16 protein-coding genes are annotated in these 17959 nt (G+C 48.4%); 9 read left to right on the top strand and 7 right to left on the bottom strand.

Annotated features, from left to right (window positions below):
* The 5 genes from GQE98_RS13095 (at position 1) to GQE98_RS13075 (ending at position 5633) form a co-directional block, all read left to right on the top strand.
* Entirely contained in the window at positions 1-1044 is a 1044-nt protein-coding gene (locus GQE98_RS13095) for an amidohydrolase family protein (RefSeq protein ID WP_161316061.1), read from the top strand.
* Between the two features lie 152 nt (positions 1045-1196).
* Complete coding sequence (locus GQE98_RS13090) at positions 1197-2561, top strand: MmgE/PrpD family protein (RefSeq protein WP_161316060.1); 1365 nt, start codon at positions 1197-1199, stop codon at positions 2559-2561.
* Positions 2562-3054: 493 nt separating this feature from the next.
* Positions 3055-3861, top strand: a complete 807-nt coding sequence (locus GQE98_RS13085; RefSeq protein WP_161316059.1) for a carboxymuconolactone decarboxylase family protein — start codon at positions 3055-3057, stop codon at positions 3859-3861.
* A gap of 39 nt (positions 3862-3900) precedes the next feature.
* Entirely contained in the window at positions 3901-4659 is a 759-nt protein-coding gene (locus GQE98_RS13080) for an SDR family NAD(P)-dependent oxidoreductase (RefSeq protein WP_161316058.1), read from the top strand.
* Between the two features lie 149 nt (positions 4660-4808).
* Positions 4809-5633, top strand: a complete 825-nt coding sequence (locus GQE98_RS13075; protein WP_161316057.1) for an acetoacetate decarboxylase family protein — start codon at positions 4809-4811, stop codon at positions 5631-5633.
* Positions 5634-6065: 432 nt separating this feature from the next.
* Here GQE98_RS13075 and GQE98_RS13070 read toward each other — a convergent pair whose 3' ends face one another.
* From GQE98_RS13070 to GQE98_RS13060, 3 genes are all read right to left on the bottom strand, one after another.
* Positions 6066-6992, bottom strand: coding sequence for a LysR family transcriptional regulator (locus GQE98_RS13070; protein WP_161316056.1), 927 nt, complete (start codon positions 6990-6992; stop codon positions 6066-6068).
* 671 nt (positions 6993-7663) lie between these two features.
* Positions 7664-8938, bottom strand: a complete 1275-nt coding sequence (locus GQE98_RS13065) for a TRAP transporter large permease (RefSeq protein WP_202526275.1) — start codon at positions 8936-8938, stop codon at positions 7664-7666.
* The gene (locus GQE98_RS13060) at positions 8935-9486 is read right to left on the bottom strand and encodes a TRAP transporter small permease (protein WP_161316055.1); all 552 of its coding nucleotides are present in this window, start codon (positions 9484-9486) and stop codon (positions 8935-8937) included. The genes GQE98_RS13065 and GQE98_RS13060 overlap by 4 nt, the downstream gene beginning before the upstream one ends.
* Positions 9487-9982: 496 nt before the next feature.
* Between GQE98_RS13060 and dctP the strand changes: the two genes are divergently transcribed.
* The 4 genes from dctP to GQE98_RS13040 all read left to right on the top strand — a co-directional run bounded on the left by dctP (position 9983) and on the right by GQE98_RS13040 (position 13848).
* Complete coding sequence (gene dctP / locus GQE98_RS13055; RefSeq protein ID WP_161316054.1) at positions 9983-10990, top strand: TRAP transporter substrate-binding protein DctP; 1008 nt, start codon at positions 9983-9985, stop codon at positions 10988-10990.
* 324 nt (positions 10991-11314) lie between these two features.
* The gene (locus GQE98_RS13050) at positions 11315-12124 is read left to right on the top strand and encodes an SDR family oxidoreductase (RefSeq protein ID WP_202526274.1); all 810 of its coding nucleotides are present in this window, start codon (positions 11315-11317) and stop codon (positions 12122-12124) included.
* A 111-nt stretch (positions 12125-12235) separates the two neighbouring features.
* Entirely contained in the window at positions 12236-12997 is a 762-nt protein-coding gene (locus tag GQE98_RS13045; RefSeq protein WP_161316053.1) for an SDR family NAD(P)-dependent oxidoreductase, read from the top strand.
* 386 nt (positions 12998-13383) lie between these two features.
* Complete coding sequence (locus tag GQE98_RS13040; protein WP_161316052.1) at positions 13384-13848, top strand: acyl-CoA thioesterase; 465 nt, start codon at positions 13384-13386, stop codon at positions 13846-13848.
* A 174-nt stretch (positions 13849-14022) separates the two neighbouring features.
* Here the strand turns inward: GQE98_RS13040 and GQE98_RS13035 are convergent, their stop codons facing one another.
* From GQE98_RS13035 to GQE98_RS13020, 4 genes are all read right to left on the bottom strand, one after another.
* On the bottom strand, positions 14023-14397 hold the full coding sequence (locus GQE98_RS13035) for a VOC family protein (RefSeq protein WP_161316051.1): 375 nt from the start codon (positions 14395-14397) through the stop codon (positions 14023-14025).
* Positions 14398-14898: 501 nt separating this feature from the next.
* Positions 14899-15837, bottom strand: coding sequence for a nickel/cobalt transporter (locus GQE98_RS13030; protein WP_161316050.1), 939 nt, complete (start codon positions 15835-15837; stop codon positions 14899-14901).
* A 26-nt stretch (positions 15838-15863) separates the two neighbouring features.
* Positions 15864-16508, bottom strand: coding sequence for a DUF1007 family protein (locus GQE98_RS13025; RefSeq protein WP_161316049.1), 645 nt, complete (start codon positions 16506-16508; stop codon positions 15864-15866).
* Between the two features lie 147 nt (positions 16509-16655).
* On the bottom strand, positions 16656-17777 hold the full coding sequence (locus GQE98_RS13020) for a hypothetical protein (RefSeq protein ID WP_161316048.1): 1122 nt from the start codon (positions 17775-17777) through the stop codon (positions 16656-16658).
* Between the last annotated feature and the right edge of the window lie 182 nt (positions 17778-17959).

Raw genomic sequence — 17959 nt, 5'->3', positions numbered from 1 at the left:
ATGGAAAAGAAGCAAATCCACGAAAAAGCGTTAGGGGATATTGACCATTTGGAACAAGATCCGCTTCTCTATCCGTCACAGCCTATCATTGATGCTCATCATCATTTGTATGACCGCAAAGAGTTGCGCTACCTGCTTCCAGATTTTCAAAAGGATCTGAAGACCGGCCATAATATACGCGCTACGGTATTCGTGCAGGCGCGAAGCATGTACCGTGAGACGGGTCCTGAGCATTTGCGATCAGTGGGTGAAACGGAGTTTGCAGTAACAGTCGCCGATCAATGCGCGTGCGACACAGAGATAAAGACATCCGTTTGCGATGCCATAGTTGGCTATGCTGATTTGCAGCTCGGCAAGAGGGTCGCGGAGGTTCTCGAAGCTCATATCGATTCAGGTAAGGGGCGCTTTCGAGGCATCCGACATATCGTTGCGTGGGACGCCGACAAATCGCTACTTAATCCGGCTTATCCCACGTCACGCGATATGATGGATAGTGCAAAATTTCGGGCAGGATTTAGCGAACTGGCGCGCGCGGGCTTAAGTTTTGATGCGTGGCTCTTCTTCCATCAACTCAATGATTTGGTGAAGTTGGCGCGTGCCTTTCCGGAGACCTCTATAATAGTCAATCACTGCGGGGGCATTCTCGGCATAGGTAAATACACTAATCGCCACCCAGAGGTATTCGCCCAATGGAAGAAAGCCATCGTTGAACTCTCCGGATGCGATAATGTTTCGATGAAGATTGGTGGTTTCGGACTGGAGCTCACAGGGTTCAGCCGTCAGCAAGATGGAAACGCTAGTTCACAAGAGTTGGCGCGCGGATGGAAGCCATGGGTTGAAACCTGTATTGAAGCATTTGGAACGTCACGTTGCATGTTCGAAAGTAATTTTCCTGCCGATCGGGCCTGGATTAGTTATGATAAGGTCTGGAATACCATGAAATGGCTCACGGCTGGCGCCAGTGTGGATGAAAAAGATGATCTTTTCTGGCGAAGTGCATCGCGTCTATACAGATTGCAGAACGTAATCCAAACAGGGATTTAAAGTGCCGCGAACAACTGTCGACCGAAAACAGCAGGAGGTACTAGGGGGCACTCATGTCGAATGGTTTAGTAGGGCGGATAGCTAGGTTCACTGTTGAGAGAATGTAAACTCGCTTCGACCAAGAGCGACACTTTAAAATGGAGGGAAACAAGTTGACGATCAGCTCAGAATTGGCGCGCTTTTCACATGAAACGTCTTTTTCCCAAGTGCCCCCGGATGTGCTTCAGAAAGCCAAACTAATGGTACTTGATACTATCGGGGTTTGCCTTTCATCGAGCCAGCTCGAATTCGGTCGAGACACAATTAAACTTGCCAAGGAGTGGGAAATACAAGGCGGAGTCTCACTGATTGGATCGTCGCTTAAGGTTGCGCCGCACCACGCTGCGCTTGTCAACGGTATTCTCGGCCATGGACAAGACTATGACGACACGCACACGGAGTCAGTAGTTCATCCATCCAGTGCGCTTGTGCCTGCCATGCTCGCGTGCGCAGAGCGTGATCAGATTGACGGCCAACGTGCCCTGCTGGCATTAGTGATCGCTGTTGAAGTATCGATCCGTCTTGCAATGCCAGCGCTAAACAGATTTCACCTCAGAGGCTTCCACACAACTTCCGTCGCCTGTACGTTTGGCTCAGCCATCCTGTCGTCGCACACTAGGAACGCCAGTCTTGAAGCTTATGAAGAAGCGTTCGGCATATGTGGCAGTTTTGCCTCCGGTCTCCTTGAATGCGTCCCGGCACGGAGCTCTGCCAAGCGTCTACACGCAGGCTGGGCTGGTTTGTGTGGCATAATGGCGAGCGATTTTGCTAAAATAGGGTTTACGGGTCCGACCAGCGTTATCGAGGGACACCTCGGTCTTTATAATTCAATTCTCCGGGGCGAGCAGTACGATCTGGCGAGTATCCTTGATGGTATTGGCCAACACTGGGAACTCTTAGATACGCGAGCAAAGCTTTACCCCTGCTGTCACTATCTGCAATCATTTATAGAGTGTGCTGCGGCTGTACGGCGCGTCGAAGACTTTAGCGTGGACAAAATTGTTTCAATTGATTGCCAGGTGACGGAGGGCTCGGTAAATATGATTTGTAAGCCATGGGATCTTAAGACCGCACCAGTCACTGGCTATGACGCGCGTTTCAGCTTGCCCTATGCCGTTTGCATTATGCTCTACAAAGGTAAGGCTGGCGCTGCGGAGTTTGATGCCAACGAGTGGACACATGAACCCATACGTGATCTCATGTCTAAAGTTTCATATGAGGTGAATCCAGATTATTCGGTGAAAGACATGCCGGGTTCTGTGAAAATCACCATGTCGGATGGTCGTGTTTTGGCACATGAGATCCCAAAAGTTCGCGGTGACCGCGACCAGCCATTTTCAGAAGATGAGATTATAGAGAAATTCCTCGGTTGCACTGAACATTTGGGTGAAAGCCAGGCCATGCGCTTAGTCGATGCAGTGCTGTCGATGGAAAAACTGGAGGATGTGGGTGCCCTTGTAAACGCCGGGGTTTCCTAAGACGTAATCCCTTTCAATACCGAGCTTTGAAGCAATGCCGATGTTGAGAAATCAACTAGTGCTCGCTAACTGACGGATAAAATTCATATTTGGTCTTGCGTATCATGTCGTTGCAATTAGACGCGATGACATTTGCTTGTATTTGAACTCCTCTGACTTTGCGGCTTCAAGCCAGGGCTGCTTACCCCAAACCATTTAGTAAAGGGTCATTCATTCCCACTATTCTTCATAAGAGCGTGTAGCTATGGGTACGCTGATGCAGAAGGCTTCAATACTGTTGATATTCACACTTTCTCAAGCGGCTGTGTACAAAAAAACAGAAATCAGTTGTTTAAACTTACCGCACTTCTAAGTGGAAAACAGCATGCGGACCGTCGTGAAGCTACATAGTAATTGACGACCGAAAATGTACTTATGCGCCGCACGCAAAAGTTCTTGCCATTTGACATACCTGCAGTTGCGAGCTGCCCGTGCTACTGTGACGGAGAGCGTAATGGGTCATGTTTCAAAAAAAACTAAACAACTAATTTCCTTTGTACCCAAACTAGAGAAAAGCGAGAACGCGATGCCTAAAGGTGAGACGTTAGATCTTAACAATGCCATTGGAGATCCCGTTATAGTCGAAAAACTAAGGGAAAAAGCTCCCTCCAATCATGGAGCCGCAGAAGCTTTTTGGCAAAGCGCAATGGACGCACCGTTACTTTCGCCCCGGTTGAAGGAACTTGTGCTGCTTGGTGTTCATGCCTCTGCATCGTCAGTCAACGAAACAGCCATGAAGCGCCATATTCGCCGCGCCTGTTCAGCTGGTGCAAGCGAAGAAGATGTGATCGATGTGTTGATCTCCATCGTTGGGCAGGCCAATCATGCGCTCTATTTTTCGGGGTCTATTTTGGTTGATGAACTTCAATCACATTCTGCGTCCGATGACGTTCTTCCCGATATGCGGGAGGATATGGCGGTAATCAAAAAGGAATTTTTAGAAAAGCGTGGATTCTGGCATTCGGATAGAGAAACCCTTGCCCGTTTAATGCCGGACTATTTTATAGCGCAGTCAACGCTTTCGGTTGCTCCATGGCAATCGCGAAGCTTAACGCCGCGTGAACGGGAGCTGATCTTTATCGCCATAGATTCTTCAGCCTCGCACAACTACGAAGCTGGATTAAGGCTTCATATTCGAAACGCGCTCAAAGCAGGAGCGCATCGCGACGAGATCATCGAAGTCATGCATCTCGTCGCTCTAATGGGGCTCGAGGGTTATTTAATTGGAGTCACTGAGTTGCTCGGTAAGGGCGACGACTGAGTGTCTTCTATTTGATTTTAGGACAAAGAGAGGGGCGAAATGGGAAACGGACTAGCAGTTGTTTTTGGGGGTGCAAATGGCATAGGAGCCGCGGCCGGCCGATTGATGGCAAGCCGTGGGTGGGATGTCGCTATAGTTGATATTGTGGAGGATCGCACCAAGGTCGTAGCGGAGGAAATCGGAGGTAAGGGGTACATTTGTGATATCGGTGATCTTCAGGCTATAGAGGCTACAGCAGAGGCAATTACACTTGCACAAGGACCAGCATCTGTGCTTGTCAATTGTGCAGCCATCTTGCAGGAACAGAAAACGCTCGACGACTTTCCACAAGAACTCTACCAGAAGATACTACAGGTTAACATTCAGGGTACGTTTAACACCTGCCGCATATTCGGTGGTGCCATGGCACAGCAAGGTAAGGGCAGCATCGTTAACATCGCGTCGATCACAGCTCATGCTTCGTCACCTTTATTCGCATACGGGCCAAGCAAGGCCGCGCTTGTTAACCTATCGAAATCTTTTGCAGCACAATGGGGTCGGTCTGGGGTGAGGGTCAATTCGATTTCTCCTGGCATGGTGTTGGTGGACCGAGTAAAAGCCCGCCCTCCCGGACGCTATGCGACCAATCCAGATGATTTCATGGCACTTGGGCGACGGATTGAACCAGAGGAAATTGCCGAAAGTATCGAGTTTCTGGCGTCTGATCGTGCGTCGGCTATTACCGGGATCGATCTTGTGGTTGATGCAGGGTTCTTTGTGTCAAACCCTTGGGGAATGTATGGCGGGATTCCGAAATAGCAACTACTCGGCGAAAGTTGTTGGCCGAAGAATTTCTGATCTAACAAGATGCCAGCTACTCTTTAATCATCCCTTCCTTAGAACCATTGCAGATGGCCTTTCCGCTAATCGTGAGCACGAATACCATATTCAAACAGGAGTATTAAAAAATGCCAGATAACGTCTTAAAAAACCCCATGTACCGAATGCCCGTTTCCTTTGGTCCAACACCCGGACCAAGACAAGGACCGGATGGGAAGCCCTTTGCTAATCTTTCGGAGTCAAGGAGGCGCACAATTGAGGTAACGTTTCGTTCAGATGCGAAGCAGTTAGAAACATTGTTACCGCCTGGGTTCATTCTAGACGGAGAGCCATTGGTAACACTGGAATACCAATACCTAACTAATCTCGCTTGGCTAGCGGGGAGGGGGTATAATATCTTGTCAGTCAAGATCCCAACGGTGTTTCAAGGTAAGACGAAGAATGTACGCGGCCCCTTTTTGGCCGTTCTTTGGGAGAACTCTCCAGACGCGATCCTCTCTGGAAGAGAAGAACTGGGCTTTAGCAAGCTTTACTGTGAACTACCACCCGTACGAAGGTTTAAAGGGCAAGAACATTACGTTGCGTCTTGGCAGGGTCACGAGTTTTTCCACATGAACGTCAAGCCAATTGAAGAGCTGGACATCTCTACGCTCAGCGCTCCGAAAACGGATGGTGTTTTGCATTACAAGTATATGCCTCGCACCGGTGAATGGGGGACAGAAGAGATTGCATATGCCGCAATTACGCCGGTCACGACGGGCCACGTAAAGGTAGAGAAGAAATGGCGCTGTGATGGATCCGCATCATTTAGTAAAGCCAGTTGGGAACAGCTTCCGACACTACATCATATCGTTAACAAGCTTGCTGACTTAAAGAATTTTGGGGTTGTTTCATCAACGATTACAGAAACTGCCGGCACTACAGATCTCTCTGAACAAGAAATAGTTGACTAGCAACGGTCTTCATCGGCAGGCAGGTGATGCTCACATTCGTCTTGATTTGCAAAGCGGGTTTACAATCGTCGCAAGTTTTCGGGTCGCAGTGAGAACGATGGCTTTGTATGCCTTGCCAGCGTAGGGTAAACGGTCAGTGACGTATTGGAAACATCACCTGCTACATCGCAGCCTTCCGATCAGAGGAAATGGGTATATTGGCAACCTTGATTAAACAGCCGTGGGTATACAGGCAAGACGCTGGCTGTTTCTGTATAATCAAGAGGACAGGGTCCATGGTCCTGAGCTTGTGTCGCTGGTTGAGCTAAACGCCCCTAAATCTCGAAACGCTTAGATAGGCGAACATAGCTGCATCATAGGGGATGGAAAACCAATAACGTGCCGAAACTTTGCTGTTTTAGCTTTTTGTCTGTTTTCACAGCGGTTCGTCAATTAGGAACTACGATCTATTACTTTAAGCTTGTTATGGCTGAACAAGGATACTAGAAAATCAACAAAAGCTCGAGTTTTCGGGGGTACAAGCTGTCCGTGGGGAAAGACAGCATACAGAGCAGTATCTTGCTCGGTAGGTTTAACCTCGAAATCCTGCAGTACAACACGCAGATCTCCTTGCTCGATCGCTCGTTTAACCACCCACTCTGGCACCACTGCTATCCCAACGCCGTGTAGCGCAGCTTTCATCAGTGCGGTGCTGTGATCGGTCTTCAGATTACCGGAAACGTCGACTTTGATAACCTCAGAACCTTTACTAAATCGCCATGTACTTTCATAATTGGTTGCCGAGTAGACCAGACAGTTGTGCGATTTGAGGTCAGTAGGATGTGCTGGCTCGCCGTGTTTCTGAAAATAGTCCGGGCTGCTACAAACGACTCGATTGCTAGAGCTCAGTTGGCGCGCAATAATGTTTGAGTCTTCCAGTTTACCTAACCAAACAGCGACATCTATTTGGTTCTTAACAAGGTCAATCTGTTCGTCATTTAGTTCAATATCGATCCTTAGATCGGGGTTGCTATCCAAAAACTTGGAAATCTGTGGAATAATCACTTCTGTAGCTATCGAAGTGCGAAGCTGGACTTTCAAAACCCCTTTAATTTCACTTTGATATGCTGATGCGTAACTATTTATATTGTCTAGTTTGCGCACTATTTCGACCATACGATTATGGTACATTTGTCCAACTTCAGTCATGCTTTGAGCGCGTGTGGTTCTATTTAGCAACCGCACCCCGAGATTTTTCTCCAGGGCATCTATGTGTCTTGCAATCGAACTCGCAGTCGTGTTCTGCTGTCTGGCAACAGATGAGAAGCTGCCGGACTCCACCACCCTAAGAAACGTACGAATACTGGTTAATTCATCCAATGTTGTCTTCCTTGTTGCCTGAACCTCTGTACTTTTTAAAGTTTTAAATGTCGCCTTAACTGATCTTTCTGTTCAGCTCACAGTATGGATGAATTTTAATAAATAGAACAACCCATCGTCTCTGAGCGGACCTAAAGGTAACGTATTGTCAACATACGTTCCATCAGAATTCGTCTTTGGCAAAGTCTTTTAATTCAGAGTATTCATGAGGTTACTTTGATTGACGGAAAATCTTAACTGAAGATTTTGAAATATCGTATGATCTGGCTGAATGAAAAGTTCTGTTTCCCATAGTGGTTGAACGGGGTCACCTCGTGATTACTCCCGTTAGCTGGTGGGGCCCTTCATTTTTATTTAGGGTTGAATGTTGCTCATTGTTTTGATTGAGATGATGGCTTGCGTTACTCAACTCGAGAGCACTTTTGTGGTGGCCGATCGATGAACGCGCTACTAAGGCCTGCATCAAGATGCCGAGTGTAGCAAAAAGCGTGATCCGCAAGCCTAATAAAGCCTAGAAAAAAGCAATTATCTCAGTTGAACCGCTCGATCTAGCCAGCAACTGTGGCGTTTAAGCGAGCAGTACTTTCCAACCGGAATGACCGGCATCTCGGCTAGAATGACCATTTCCGAAACCACCGTCAGTCGACACTTTGGTTTTGGCAAGATCTACATCACGTCAACCAAAGCGTCAGAATTGGGAAGGCGAGGAGCAATCCGAGGGTAACGAACTCAGCAATCAGGAAGGGAATTATCCCCTTAAAACTCGAATAGAGGTTCGTACGGGTGACCGATGAGGTGACAAAAACCACAAGCCCTAATGGTGGTGAGACGAGGCCGATTTCTGTCGTCTTGATCATGATCACGCCCCACCAGATGGGGTCAAAGCCGAGACCGACCATCAACGGAGTCGAAATCGGCGCCGTTAGAATTAGAACTGCTGCCTGATCCATGAACATGCCTAGGATCAAATAGATAAGGACGACGATCAGCATGACTACCGTTGGTGTCATGCCGCTTTCGGCAATCCAGCCCAGTAGTGTATTCGTAATATGTGTAATGGAGATGAAGTATCCCACGACATGAGAGCTGACAATGATCAGCATAATCATTGAGGTAATCCGTAATGTGCCGCTGACTGCTCCCATAAAGTCATTGCGGTCCATACGGCGAGACATGATTGACAGAACCAAGGCTCCGGCAGCACCGATTGCGGAGATCTCCGTCGGCGTTGCCACACCACTGTACAACCCGCCCAACACGATGAAGATAAGCAAAATCATTGGCCAGACTGTGCCGCCACGTTGCTCCGTTGCAACGCGCTGTTCGTCGATCGCATCCGGGCCAAGCTTTGGTTTTAGCTTAAGCGTGATGGAAATTGTCACGATATAGCCCAATGCTGTCAGCAGTCCGGGTATGATGCCTGCGATGAACAATTTTCCGATCGAGGTCTCAGTTATGATGCCGTAGATTACAAAGGAAACTGAAGGGGGGATCATGATTGCCAGCGTTCCAGCAATAGAAATTGTGCCCACCGCAAAAGACGGCGCATACCCAGCTTTCATCATCGCAGGAAATGACGCGCGGGCAAGGCTCGCTGCTGAAGCGGTGCTGCTGCCGGTGGCGGCGGCATGGATGGCGCCAGCCACGATGCAGGCCATAGCCAGACCGCCGCGTACCCGACGGAGCATCCGGTTGCATGCCATTAGCAAGTCGGTGGCGACGCCGCCGCAGGAGAGAAACTCTGCCATCAGAATAAACATGGGAATCGTCAGCAGAACCGAGTTGGCAAGAGTCTCGTGCATGACCTTTCCCATAATCGCCTGAAGCACACTCATGGGAACCAACATGTTGAGGCTTACGAAGCCGGCTATGCCCAATGCAAAGCCAATAGGAACGGCGAGCACCATCATTATGAGTAGCAACGATACGCCAATAGCAAAAGTCATTCGGGATACTCCTCAGCTGTATGCTCGACGATAAGGTCCTCGGATGCACCGAACACGCTTGTTAGCAGTCGAAGGCTCAGTAGGCCGCAACCAATTGGCACCCAGATCCATGATAAGTGAACCGGCCAGTCGATAACGTCCATCTCAACGAGCCCGTTGGAGAAGATTTCGTACCAGTTTTTACCGGACATCCAGGCAAGGTCGGCGCAGAATATGCTGCTGACTAACAGCCCGACGCGTAGCAGCAGGTTGCCGACATTTTGCGGAATAACGTGCAGGAGAAACGTGATCCGGATAAAGCCGCCTGTGCGGAAGCCCCACGCAAGGGGCAAGCTGACCAGACCAACCAGCAAATATTGCTCAGTCAGGAAATAATTGAAACTGAGCGGTTTGTTGATCGTGTATCGCAGCAGCGCATCGAACGTTGTGATGGTCATGGCCGCCAACATCATCGCTGCACCAATGATCGCTGCGCCATTCTCAAGTGGACGCAATATCTGGTCCAGCAGCTTGAATGTCGCATTTCTTCGTGGAGCTTTTCGTTCCAACTTTTGTTACCCCCCCTTCAACTTCGCATCATGTGCTGTAATTTGGCTGCACATCATTCGAATTCTTTTTTTGTTGAAATGTAACTAATCCTATAGCATCAGAATTGTCTATAGCTTAAGAAGCCTCGATCCTGTCATTGCTGCTTGTCCCTAATCGGGTTCTGGGTTCGCAAGTTTGGCAAGTCTTGGAGAAAGAAAAAGAAACACACAAATAAAAATTCTTCATAATTACCATTGACTTAGAGGCATGTAGCTTCGTTTTGAATATCCCAGAAGAGAACAATTCCTTGCCTCGAGACTTTGGTCCAAAACGTCAAGAAAGGCCGATCATGCGCTCAACGCAAAACTCCTACACGCTCACGGGTATTGTCAGGAACTATTCTGCGGTTAGCATCGGAATGGTCAAAAACTTAAAAAAACTCGATCGTGTCTTTGTTGCTTACAACTAGGCAGTTTATGGGTTCGCTAGATTTACAAATCTTAGGGAGAGAAAAATATGTCAATGAAGTTTCTTGTAAATACAATGGTCTTAGGATCGTGCCTCTTCGCTTCGGCGGCTTCAGCAGAGACCATCGTTCTAGCGTCAGGTCTGCCGCCGAAGCACTTTCAATCGGTTCAGGGTTCTGAGGCCTTGATGGAGTGCGTTACAAAGGGGACGAATGGTGAAGTTACCTTCAATTATTTCCCATCAGGCGAGCTTGTAAAACGTGACAGCATGGTGACGGGTATCAACCAAGGGCTTGCCCAGATCGCAGTTTCAAGTGTACCGGACGAAGTTGCGTACATTCCATTGCAGGGTCTTCTGACGCTTCCCGGGCTGACTGGTTCTGCTGTGGAGGCGACGGTTGGTTGGCGCAAGGCTCTTGACCAGAACGGCGCAATGGCAGAAGAACTCACCCGTCAAAACGTAATGCCTCTTTTGCTCTCGCCACTCGCGCCATATCAGATTATGGCAAATGAGAAGCTCGACGATCCCTCGAAATGGGACGGGTTGAAGATCCGAGCCACCGGTTCTTCGCTATCTGTCTTGGTTAACTCTATTGGGGGAGTCGCTGTGCAGATGCCCGCGACTGAAATTTATGTTGCGCTCCAGCGCGGCACCGTGGACGCGACGATCCTTTCCTTTACAAGCCTTGTAGGCTATTCCCTTCAGGAAGTGCTTTCGTCTTATTCTACGAATGCCAGCTTTGGCACCTCGGCATCTATGTGGGGGATGGATTTGAAATTCTTTAACAACCTTCCCGCGGATCAGCAGAGGGTAATTAAGGAATGCGGGCGCTCGATTGAATTGTCGATGGCCGCTCTTATCGACTCTAATGAGAAAAAGATCGCAGAGGATTTGGCTGCACAAGGACAGCAAGTTTTTGAGCTGACCCCTGAACAACTTGATATGTTTGCGGAGCAGATGGTCTCGGTCGAGACTAGTTTTCTCAAACGCCTGAATGATCGCGGTCTGCCAGCAGAAGAAGCGCTGAGCGAATACAAAGCCGCTTTGGGAAAGTAAAAGTTCAGTAAATCCGATTATTATGCGGGCCGGTCACCTTTTCCGGCCCGTATTTACGTTCTGGTTGGGTGGCGATATCTCAGACCAGGTTTCGTGTTCTCTAACTAATTATCCCGGCCGCATTTACGCTATATCCTTGGACGATACGGTCACGCATTCAAAAAAGCTCTGACGGGCTTAAGGGCATTGTTAGAAATTTTGCCTGTGATGCAGATAAGTGTCGGCACCTAGAAATCGTTTGTTTGCGCGGTTTTTCTGCGGGGCTGAAAACTTATAAAACTGTGATCACTGTTTGAAGGGCAGTGGCTGTTTCACTGGGCGGTAATGCGCTATTTTGGTAAAGCAATAGATATAATAAAAGAAAGGTTTAGTTTTATGCGTCTACTAAACAAACGGGCAATAGTTACCGGAGCAGGTTCCGGAATTGGCGCAGCAATTTCCTGTCACTTTGCGAAACAAGGCGCGAAAGTTGCCGTAGTGGATATTAATTTGGAAAAGGCGGAGGTGGTAGCGAATAAGATTTGTGTGGACGGGGGAGAGGCGGTCCCATTTTATGCAGACGTTTCCAATTCTGACGATGTCGCGAATGCCTTCGCAGGGGCAGAAATGGCCTTTTCTGGGCTGGAAATCATTGTAAATTGTGCGGGCATTAATCAGAAACTAACTGCATGTACAGAAGTTAGTGAAGAAACATTCGATCGAATGTTTAATGTGAATGTTAAGAGCTTATACTTCACGACCCTTCATGGAGTACCAATTTTGGCGAAGTATGAAAGATGTGCGATCGTCAATATAGGATCTGTTGGAGGTATTCGACCACGCGCAGGCATGGCGTGGTACGGGGCGAGTAAAGCGGCGGTTAATGCCTACAGTGCTGCACTTGCACTTGAGCTCGCACCACAGCGTATCCGCGTGAACTCAATTGCTCCTGTCAGAACTGATACGCCTATGGTTTGGTACATGGTTGATGGAGAAACCGTGGAAAAACGCGCGAAGATGGATTCAGAAATCCCACTCGGTCGTATCGGACATGTTGATGATATAGCGCAAGCGGCGGTATATTTGGCCTCAGATGAGGCAAGCTTTGTCACAGGACAGACCCTGGCGGTCGATGGCGGCCGCCTTCTATTATAAAAATATCTATCAAACATCGAAGATAGAAAAGGTTCATTGACTTGAACTGTCGACGGATTTTTCAGTGGAGTACTTTCTCCGAGATCTTGTGCATTGAAAGGGAAATTAGAGATGAAGAAAACAGCCGTCGTAACAGGGGCCGCCTCTGGGATTGGTCGCCGAAGTGTCGAACGCCTTCTTAACGCAGGCTGGACTGTCTGGGCATTAGACCTGTCTCATGAGAAACTGGCAGCATTTGAAACGCCAGACTGCACCGGGCGGTATTACTACCGAGCTTGTGATGTCAGCTCCGCTTCCGAGATTAAGGAAGTCTTTGAGGCCGTCAGTCGAGAAAACCAATCAATCGACGCCCTGATCTGCTCGGCAGGTGTTACTCTCGTGGGGTCTCTAATGGACTTCCCGGAGGAAGCGACCGATAAGCTAATTGACGTCAATCTTAAAGGCCCTTGGCTTACTATTCGTGGCGCCTATCCGCTTCTAAAGTATAATTCCAACATGGCCGACCCAGCCCGGATTGTCATCGTCGGTTCAGTAAGTGGCATCAGGCCAAAGGTAGGAAGCGGTATGTATTCAGCGACTAAAGCGGCCCTACATACCTTGACCGGCGTGCTCGCTGTTGAACTCGCAAAGGATGGTATCACGGTAAATGCGGTCGCGCCCGGAACGACCGACACGCCAATGGCGCAGCAAGCGGCAGAAAATGCAGGTTCGTCTGGTTTTCAGCTCTCCGGTAACTCGCCTCTTGGGCGAATAGCGGATGCTGACGATATCGTGGATGCGATCGAATTTTTCTTGGGCGGCAGTGCAAAATATGTCAACGGTACGGTATTGCCAGTCGATGGCGGAACCCGTGCAGCCTATTCCCGGGGATAAAAAAGGCAGCAGTATTTCCTGGTGATCTAGATAGCTTTTTCGGCTCTTCGCTAAAATCAATTTTCTCCGTGCCTGTAATTCTAATGCTGTTTATTCCAATCAACAATAAATACCAATATGACGAAGCTTTATTTGGTTCGGCATTTAGCCGGTTTCTCAAGCGCTAAGGGAATAATCCAGTCAATAGCGATATCTGGAATTTCAGTGGTAATCAGGCGTCAAAAAAAGCCAGACCTAATAACCACGGTTAATAAGGGTGATTAGCATTTTGAGCCTGTTTAAAATAGGAGATGCCAACTATAATGTTGGTAGTGAATTTCTGTTTCTCTCAGGAACTCTTTAAAATGACCCGCTATTAGACCATTTTAATTTCAATAGGTTATATAATGAACGATGTTGTTGATTTAACAAACAAAGATAGCTTTAGACACTGGACCCCCGTCACTATTCGTTTCTCAGATCAAGACCCTTTGCAGCACGTAAATAATGTAGCGTACGCTAGCTACTTTGAGGCTGCGCGAACCATGTTTTTAGGTGGATTATTAGACGCTGACGAGAGAGTGGGAATTGATTTTATTCTTGCCCGCCTTGTTATTGATTACCTGAAAGAAACTCACTATCCCAATACAGTTGATGTTGGTGCAAGGGTTATAAAACTAGGCACTAAATCGATAACAACTGGATATGGATGTTTCGTTGGTGACGCGTGCGCTGCTACATCTGAAAGCGTAAATGTGTTCTTCTCAACAGCAGAACGTAAATCTGTTGGCATTCCAGATGCTGTTCGGACGAATTTAGAAGCAGACCCTATGCAAGAACACACCAAAAGTAGATATAGTCGAAACCACTAATGCTCTGACTTTGGAATACTTAAGTCTACGTAACACGTCGGCCCGTTCCTTGTGACGTTCGCAAACCACCGACATCCAGATGGCATGTCAACATGTTATCTGGATGTCGTAAATGTGGTGGTAGTCACGCAGGATCTTTAATGTACCAATAGCGGTTAGAGGTACTTTATTGACTTAACCCATGCGATGCAGAGCGCAAATTTTATTGCCTGACGGATCGCGCAGATAGGCAAGGTAAAGATTGCTGCCTTCCCGAACGCCAGGGGGGTCCTCACATGTAACGCCGCCGTTTGCCAGACCAGCGGCATGCCAATTGTCTGCCATCTCCGTATCTGCTGCTGCAAATCCAATCGTACTGCCATTGCCGTGACAGGCAGGCTCTCCGTCAATAGGTTTGCTGATTGCGAACACGCCCGTTTTTGTGCGGTAGAAGCAGCGGCCTTTACTGTCAATTACACCTGGTTCATGGCCAAGCGCTCCAAGGATTGCATCGTAAAAAACTTTTGCCTTCTCAATATCATCCGCCCCAATCATTACATGACTAAACATTTTAGCTCCCGTTGATAAATATGCTATTGGTTGATTATTGGGCATGTTATCCCGAGCACTCACGGAATACAAACAACAACACACCGAAGAATAAGCGAAAATCAAAAAGCCAAATCAAAGAATAATTAATCCCTTGCGGGCTTCTGGCGCACCTAAGCTGAAGCATCTTGATGTCGGTTTAGGGGCACAAGCATAAGCGGGTTAACGTTTATGGCTTCGTTTAATCTAGATGCTTTTGGATAAATGACGCCCATGGGCGGATTTGAACTACCGACAGGTGGATTTTCAGTCCGCGTGGATTTTAGCTAACTCCGTGAAGTAAAGTCGCCAGAAAATTGCTCTCCACCTTGGCGATCTACACAATGTCTTTCTGCGAATAGTGAAATAGATGTCGTTAGACATCAAAGGCCATGTTGACTGGTGAATGAACCGGTAACATCTGGATATTTTTTGATATCCAAGCATACCCAATAAACTATTACCTCAATAGTATCAGCGGCCTTAAAACCCAAGCGGGTGGCGGCTGTAAAAGGACGCAAAGAGGAGGGAGGTGCCGATGGCAAGCAGTAGGCTGCCTCCCGCCAGAGCTATGGCGTCTCCGGCTAACAGCCAGAAAGAGCTTTTGTGTGCGGTTAGCGTTATTGCCTTTTGCCGCGCAGATACTGCAAGAAAAGCGAGCATGGCAACAGCCATGCCAGTTCCCACTGACATTGCGGCAACAGCGCCAACACCTGCAAGCGGAAGGGCCATTGCTTTCGCCAGAACCAGAACCAGAATGGCACCGGTACAAGGCCTGAGTCCGATGGCGAGAACCACGCCGATTGCAGAGCGAAGATCGCGGATATTCTCTAGTTGTTCTCCACTTGGCATATGATTATGGCCGCAATTTTCGTCATGTATATGATGTGCAGAATCATCATTTAGTCTCGGTTTTTTCAGGAAGAAACGATTAATTATTTGACGTGCTGTCCGCAAAATCAAAAGGGCGCCAAGGGCCGCTACGAGGATGTAACTTAGTCGTTCACTCCAAGCGACTGCGGAACTTGTTTCACGCGGAACCCATCCGGCGATGTAGATCAGTCCGTAAACAAGGACTATGGCCACCACCCCCTGACAAAAAGCCGCGATAACAGCAATACTCACGCTTCGTCTCATATTTTGCGGGTAGGTGAGCAGATAAGTTGTCAGGACGGCCTTGCCATGCCCGGGACCTGCAGCGTGAAATACTCCATAGAGGAAACTTCCAAAAATAAGGCTCCAGGTTGCGGTCATGCCGCCCCCGGCGGTCAGTGCCTTGAGAGCTATGACAAGCTCCTCATGAAAGGCCCGTTGTTGCGTCATGATCCAGCTTATGCTGTTAGCCCACAAACCTGCTTCCATGGCGCTACTTGCCGCAGCAAATGTTTCTTGCGAGGAAATCAGGTATGCAAATATAGTCAAATAAAGGCTTTTTCCTATAAGACCTTTTACTCTTCTGGACATGTCAGAGAGACCCGTTCGGCAAAAAAGGAACCCAGCCCAGTTTCTCCGCGCATCGAGGCGTCCAGCATCGCGGCCTGCGCAACTGCGCTCGGGTCCGGATTGGGGGGGATGACCTTATATTGACAACCCGTCGGTGCATCGGACAGGATTACAGGGCTTTCCACCTCTGCATGGAGCATTTCGACATAATAGGTTGGATCAAAAATGGCGTAAGAAAAACTGTCATTGCTGGGAGAGACCGGCGTCTCGAAGGGAGTTGTAAAGGACATCTCCAGTCGCGCTCCCTTCATCCTGGTAGACTTATCAGTTATGGGTTTGAGCTTGAGTATTTTGTCTTTATTTCGCGCTTCGGTGAAATACCCATATTCCTTGAGATGCTCCATATTCACCTGCATAATTTCGTTTAGCTTCTTCGGATCAGGTTTGCCATCGCCACCTACACCCACTCCCTCGATCGCATACGCCGTGTAGTAATCGTCAAACAACCATGTTTGATGCAGCCCTTTGACCTTACCCGTTTTATCGAACAGGATTTTGATGGTCATATCAGTCCAGACATGCGGGTGGGCTGAGGCGAGGTTTAGTGGTGTCAGAAGAAAAAGACTGAAAGCAATAACAAACAAACGCATGGATCATTCCCAACATAAGGGCAACTGATGTGTTTAATAACACATCTCCCCCTAAATAGTGCAGTTGTCTTCTTTCGACAACGGTTGGCAACCGCACTAAAAGAGGGAGTGTGTCGTTCATGCGAGATATAGGTCGATTATGAAGGTTTAAAAGGCAAGAGAGTAGCCAATGAGGGCACCGATGCGGTGGTTTTTCTCGCCCTCTTCTTCCTGATATTTATATCCGGCTCCGAGCGTGATACCATTTGCAAAGTTGTAGCTTAGTGATGCCTGAAAAACCTCTCCGTCCTGCGCTTCATCCGCGTCCTCCGGATTTTCATTCTGAACATAGGTGTAGGTCGAGCCAAGGGACCATTGCCGGTAGTCAAGCTCTGCCCCTACCGTATTATAGGTTCGGTCGTGCGGCGCCTCTCCGTTCAGGTGATTGATATAAACAATTTCTCCCAGAGCGCGGCCCTTCAGATCAGCAGTGAAAACATGCTCATACTGACCAGAGAATGTATAGCGATCCTCGCTTGTTTCATCCCCTTCCCCGGCGGCCTGATGCGCGTAACCGATACGATAGGACAGACCCTCCGGGATGTCACTATTGAGGGAGTAGAAGTCTGATCCGCCGATGGATACAGCAACTGATGAGAAATTGTCGGTATTCGAAACGCCGCCATCACTCTTGTGAGTGACCCCGCGTTCATACAGGACGGAGTTGCTGAGGAAAGTGGTATCCGCAAAAAAGGTGCTGACATCAATCCGGTGAGTTCCGAAATCACCGGCATTTATCCGACCGTAACCACCAACGCCAATTTTCTCGCGTACCGTATATTCGTCAACAATCTGATAGCCATAGATGCCCGGCATCACATGCTGGTCAAAGCTGATAACCGGATCGAACTTACCGGCATAAGCGCCGAAATTTTCGTTATCATAATTGACGGTCAGGGCCCGCACGAACAGGGGCGTATCCTCGAAATAACGGTTGCTGCCGTCTAGCGTCGCTCCACCGCCGCCATGATCATGACCGGCTGGCTCGCCTTCCAGCTCGATATTCGTATTGACCGAAAAACCGTTGCCAAAGCCGTATCCCATCTCCAGATGCGAATGGGTATAGGCCTCGTCTATTTCCTCGTCTGCTTCTTCCGCCTTATAGACGTGATCATAATATACCTTGATATCCAGATGTCCGTAGAAACCGGCAGTTCCCTGTGCATGGTTGTGATTATGGTCATGATCATCTGCAGCGAGGGCGGTGGCTGGGATTAAAAGTAGGGGCATACAAGGGAGTAGGCTGGTCAGTCTCATTCGTCATTGCTTTCTAAATATGAAATGTTATAACATAACAATATTAAAAATTCGACGCTGTCAAGCCCCCTCCCGGGGACTGCCAAATTACTGATAAGTTTGATAGAAAATACAAGCCCGGAACCGGCTTAGCACCACACACTAATGAAGGAAAG

This window comes from Sneathiella litorea (assembly GCF_009882915.1).
Lineage (GTDB): Bacteria > Pseudomonadota > Alphaproteobacteria > Sneathiellales > Sneathiellaceae > Sneathiella > Sneathiella litorea.
Note: the sequence above shows the minus strand (reverse complement) of the source record. Positions and strands in the feature narration are given on the sequence as shown.

What these genes read in the sequence shown, in the direction of transcription:
- GQE98_RS13095 (WP_161316061.1), top strand. Translation starts at nt 1, where the DNA reads ATGGAAAAGAAGCAAATCCACGAAAAAGCGTTAGGGGATATTGACCAT.
- dctP (WP_161316054.1), top strand. Translation starts at nt 9,983, where the DNA reads ATGTCAATGAAGTTTCTTGTAAATACAATGGTCTTAGGATCGTGCCTC.
- GQE98_RS13045 (WP_161316053.1), top strand. Translation starts at nt 12,236, where the DNA reads ATGAAGAAAACAGCCGTCGTAACAGGGGCCGCCTCTGGGATTGGTCGC.
- GQE98_RS13025 (WP_161316049.1), bottom strand. Translation starts at nt 16,508, where the DNA reads ATGCGTTTGTTTGTTATTGCTTTCAGTCTTTTTCTTCTGACACCACTA.
- GQE98_RS13020 (WP_161316048.1), bottom strand. Translation starts at nt 17,777, where the DNA reads ATGCCCCTACTTTTAATCCCAGCCACCGCCCTCGCTGCAGATGATCAT.
- GQE98_RS13050 (WP_202526274.1), top strand. Translation starts at nt 11,315, where the DNA reads ATGCGCTATTTTGGTAAAGCAATAGATATAATAAAAGAAAGGTTTAGT.
- GQE98_RS13080 (WP_161316058.1), top strand. Translation starts at nt 3,901, where the DNA reads ATGGGAAACGGACTAGCAGTTGTTTTTGGGGGTGCAAATGGCATAGGA.
- GQE98_RS13065 (WP_202526275.1), bottom strand. Translation starts at nt 8,938, where the DNA reads ATGACTTTTGCTATTGGCGTATCGTTGCTACTCATAATGATGGTGCTC.
- GQE98_RS13035 (WP_161316051.1), bottom strand. Translation starts at nt 14,397, where the DNA reads ATGTTTAGTCATGTAATGATTGGGGCGGATGATATTGAGAAGGCAAAA.
- GQE98_RS13085 (WP_161316059.1), top strand. Translation starts at nt 3,055, where the DNA reads ATGGGTCATGTTTCAAAAAAAACTAAACAACTAATTTCCTTTGTACCC.
- GQE98_RS13075 (WP_161316057.1), top strand. Translation starts at nt 4,809, where the DNA reads ATGCCAGATAACGTCTTAAAAAACCCCATGTACCGAATGCCCGTTTCC.
- GQE98_RS13040 (WP_161316052.1), top strand. Translation starts at nt 13,384, where the DNA reads ATGAACGATGTTGTTGATTTAACAAACAAAGATAGCTTTAGACACTGG.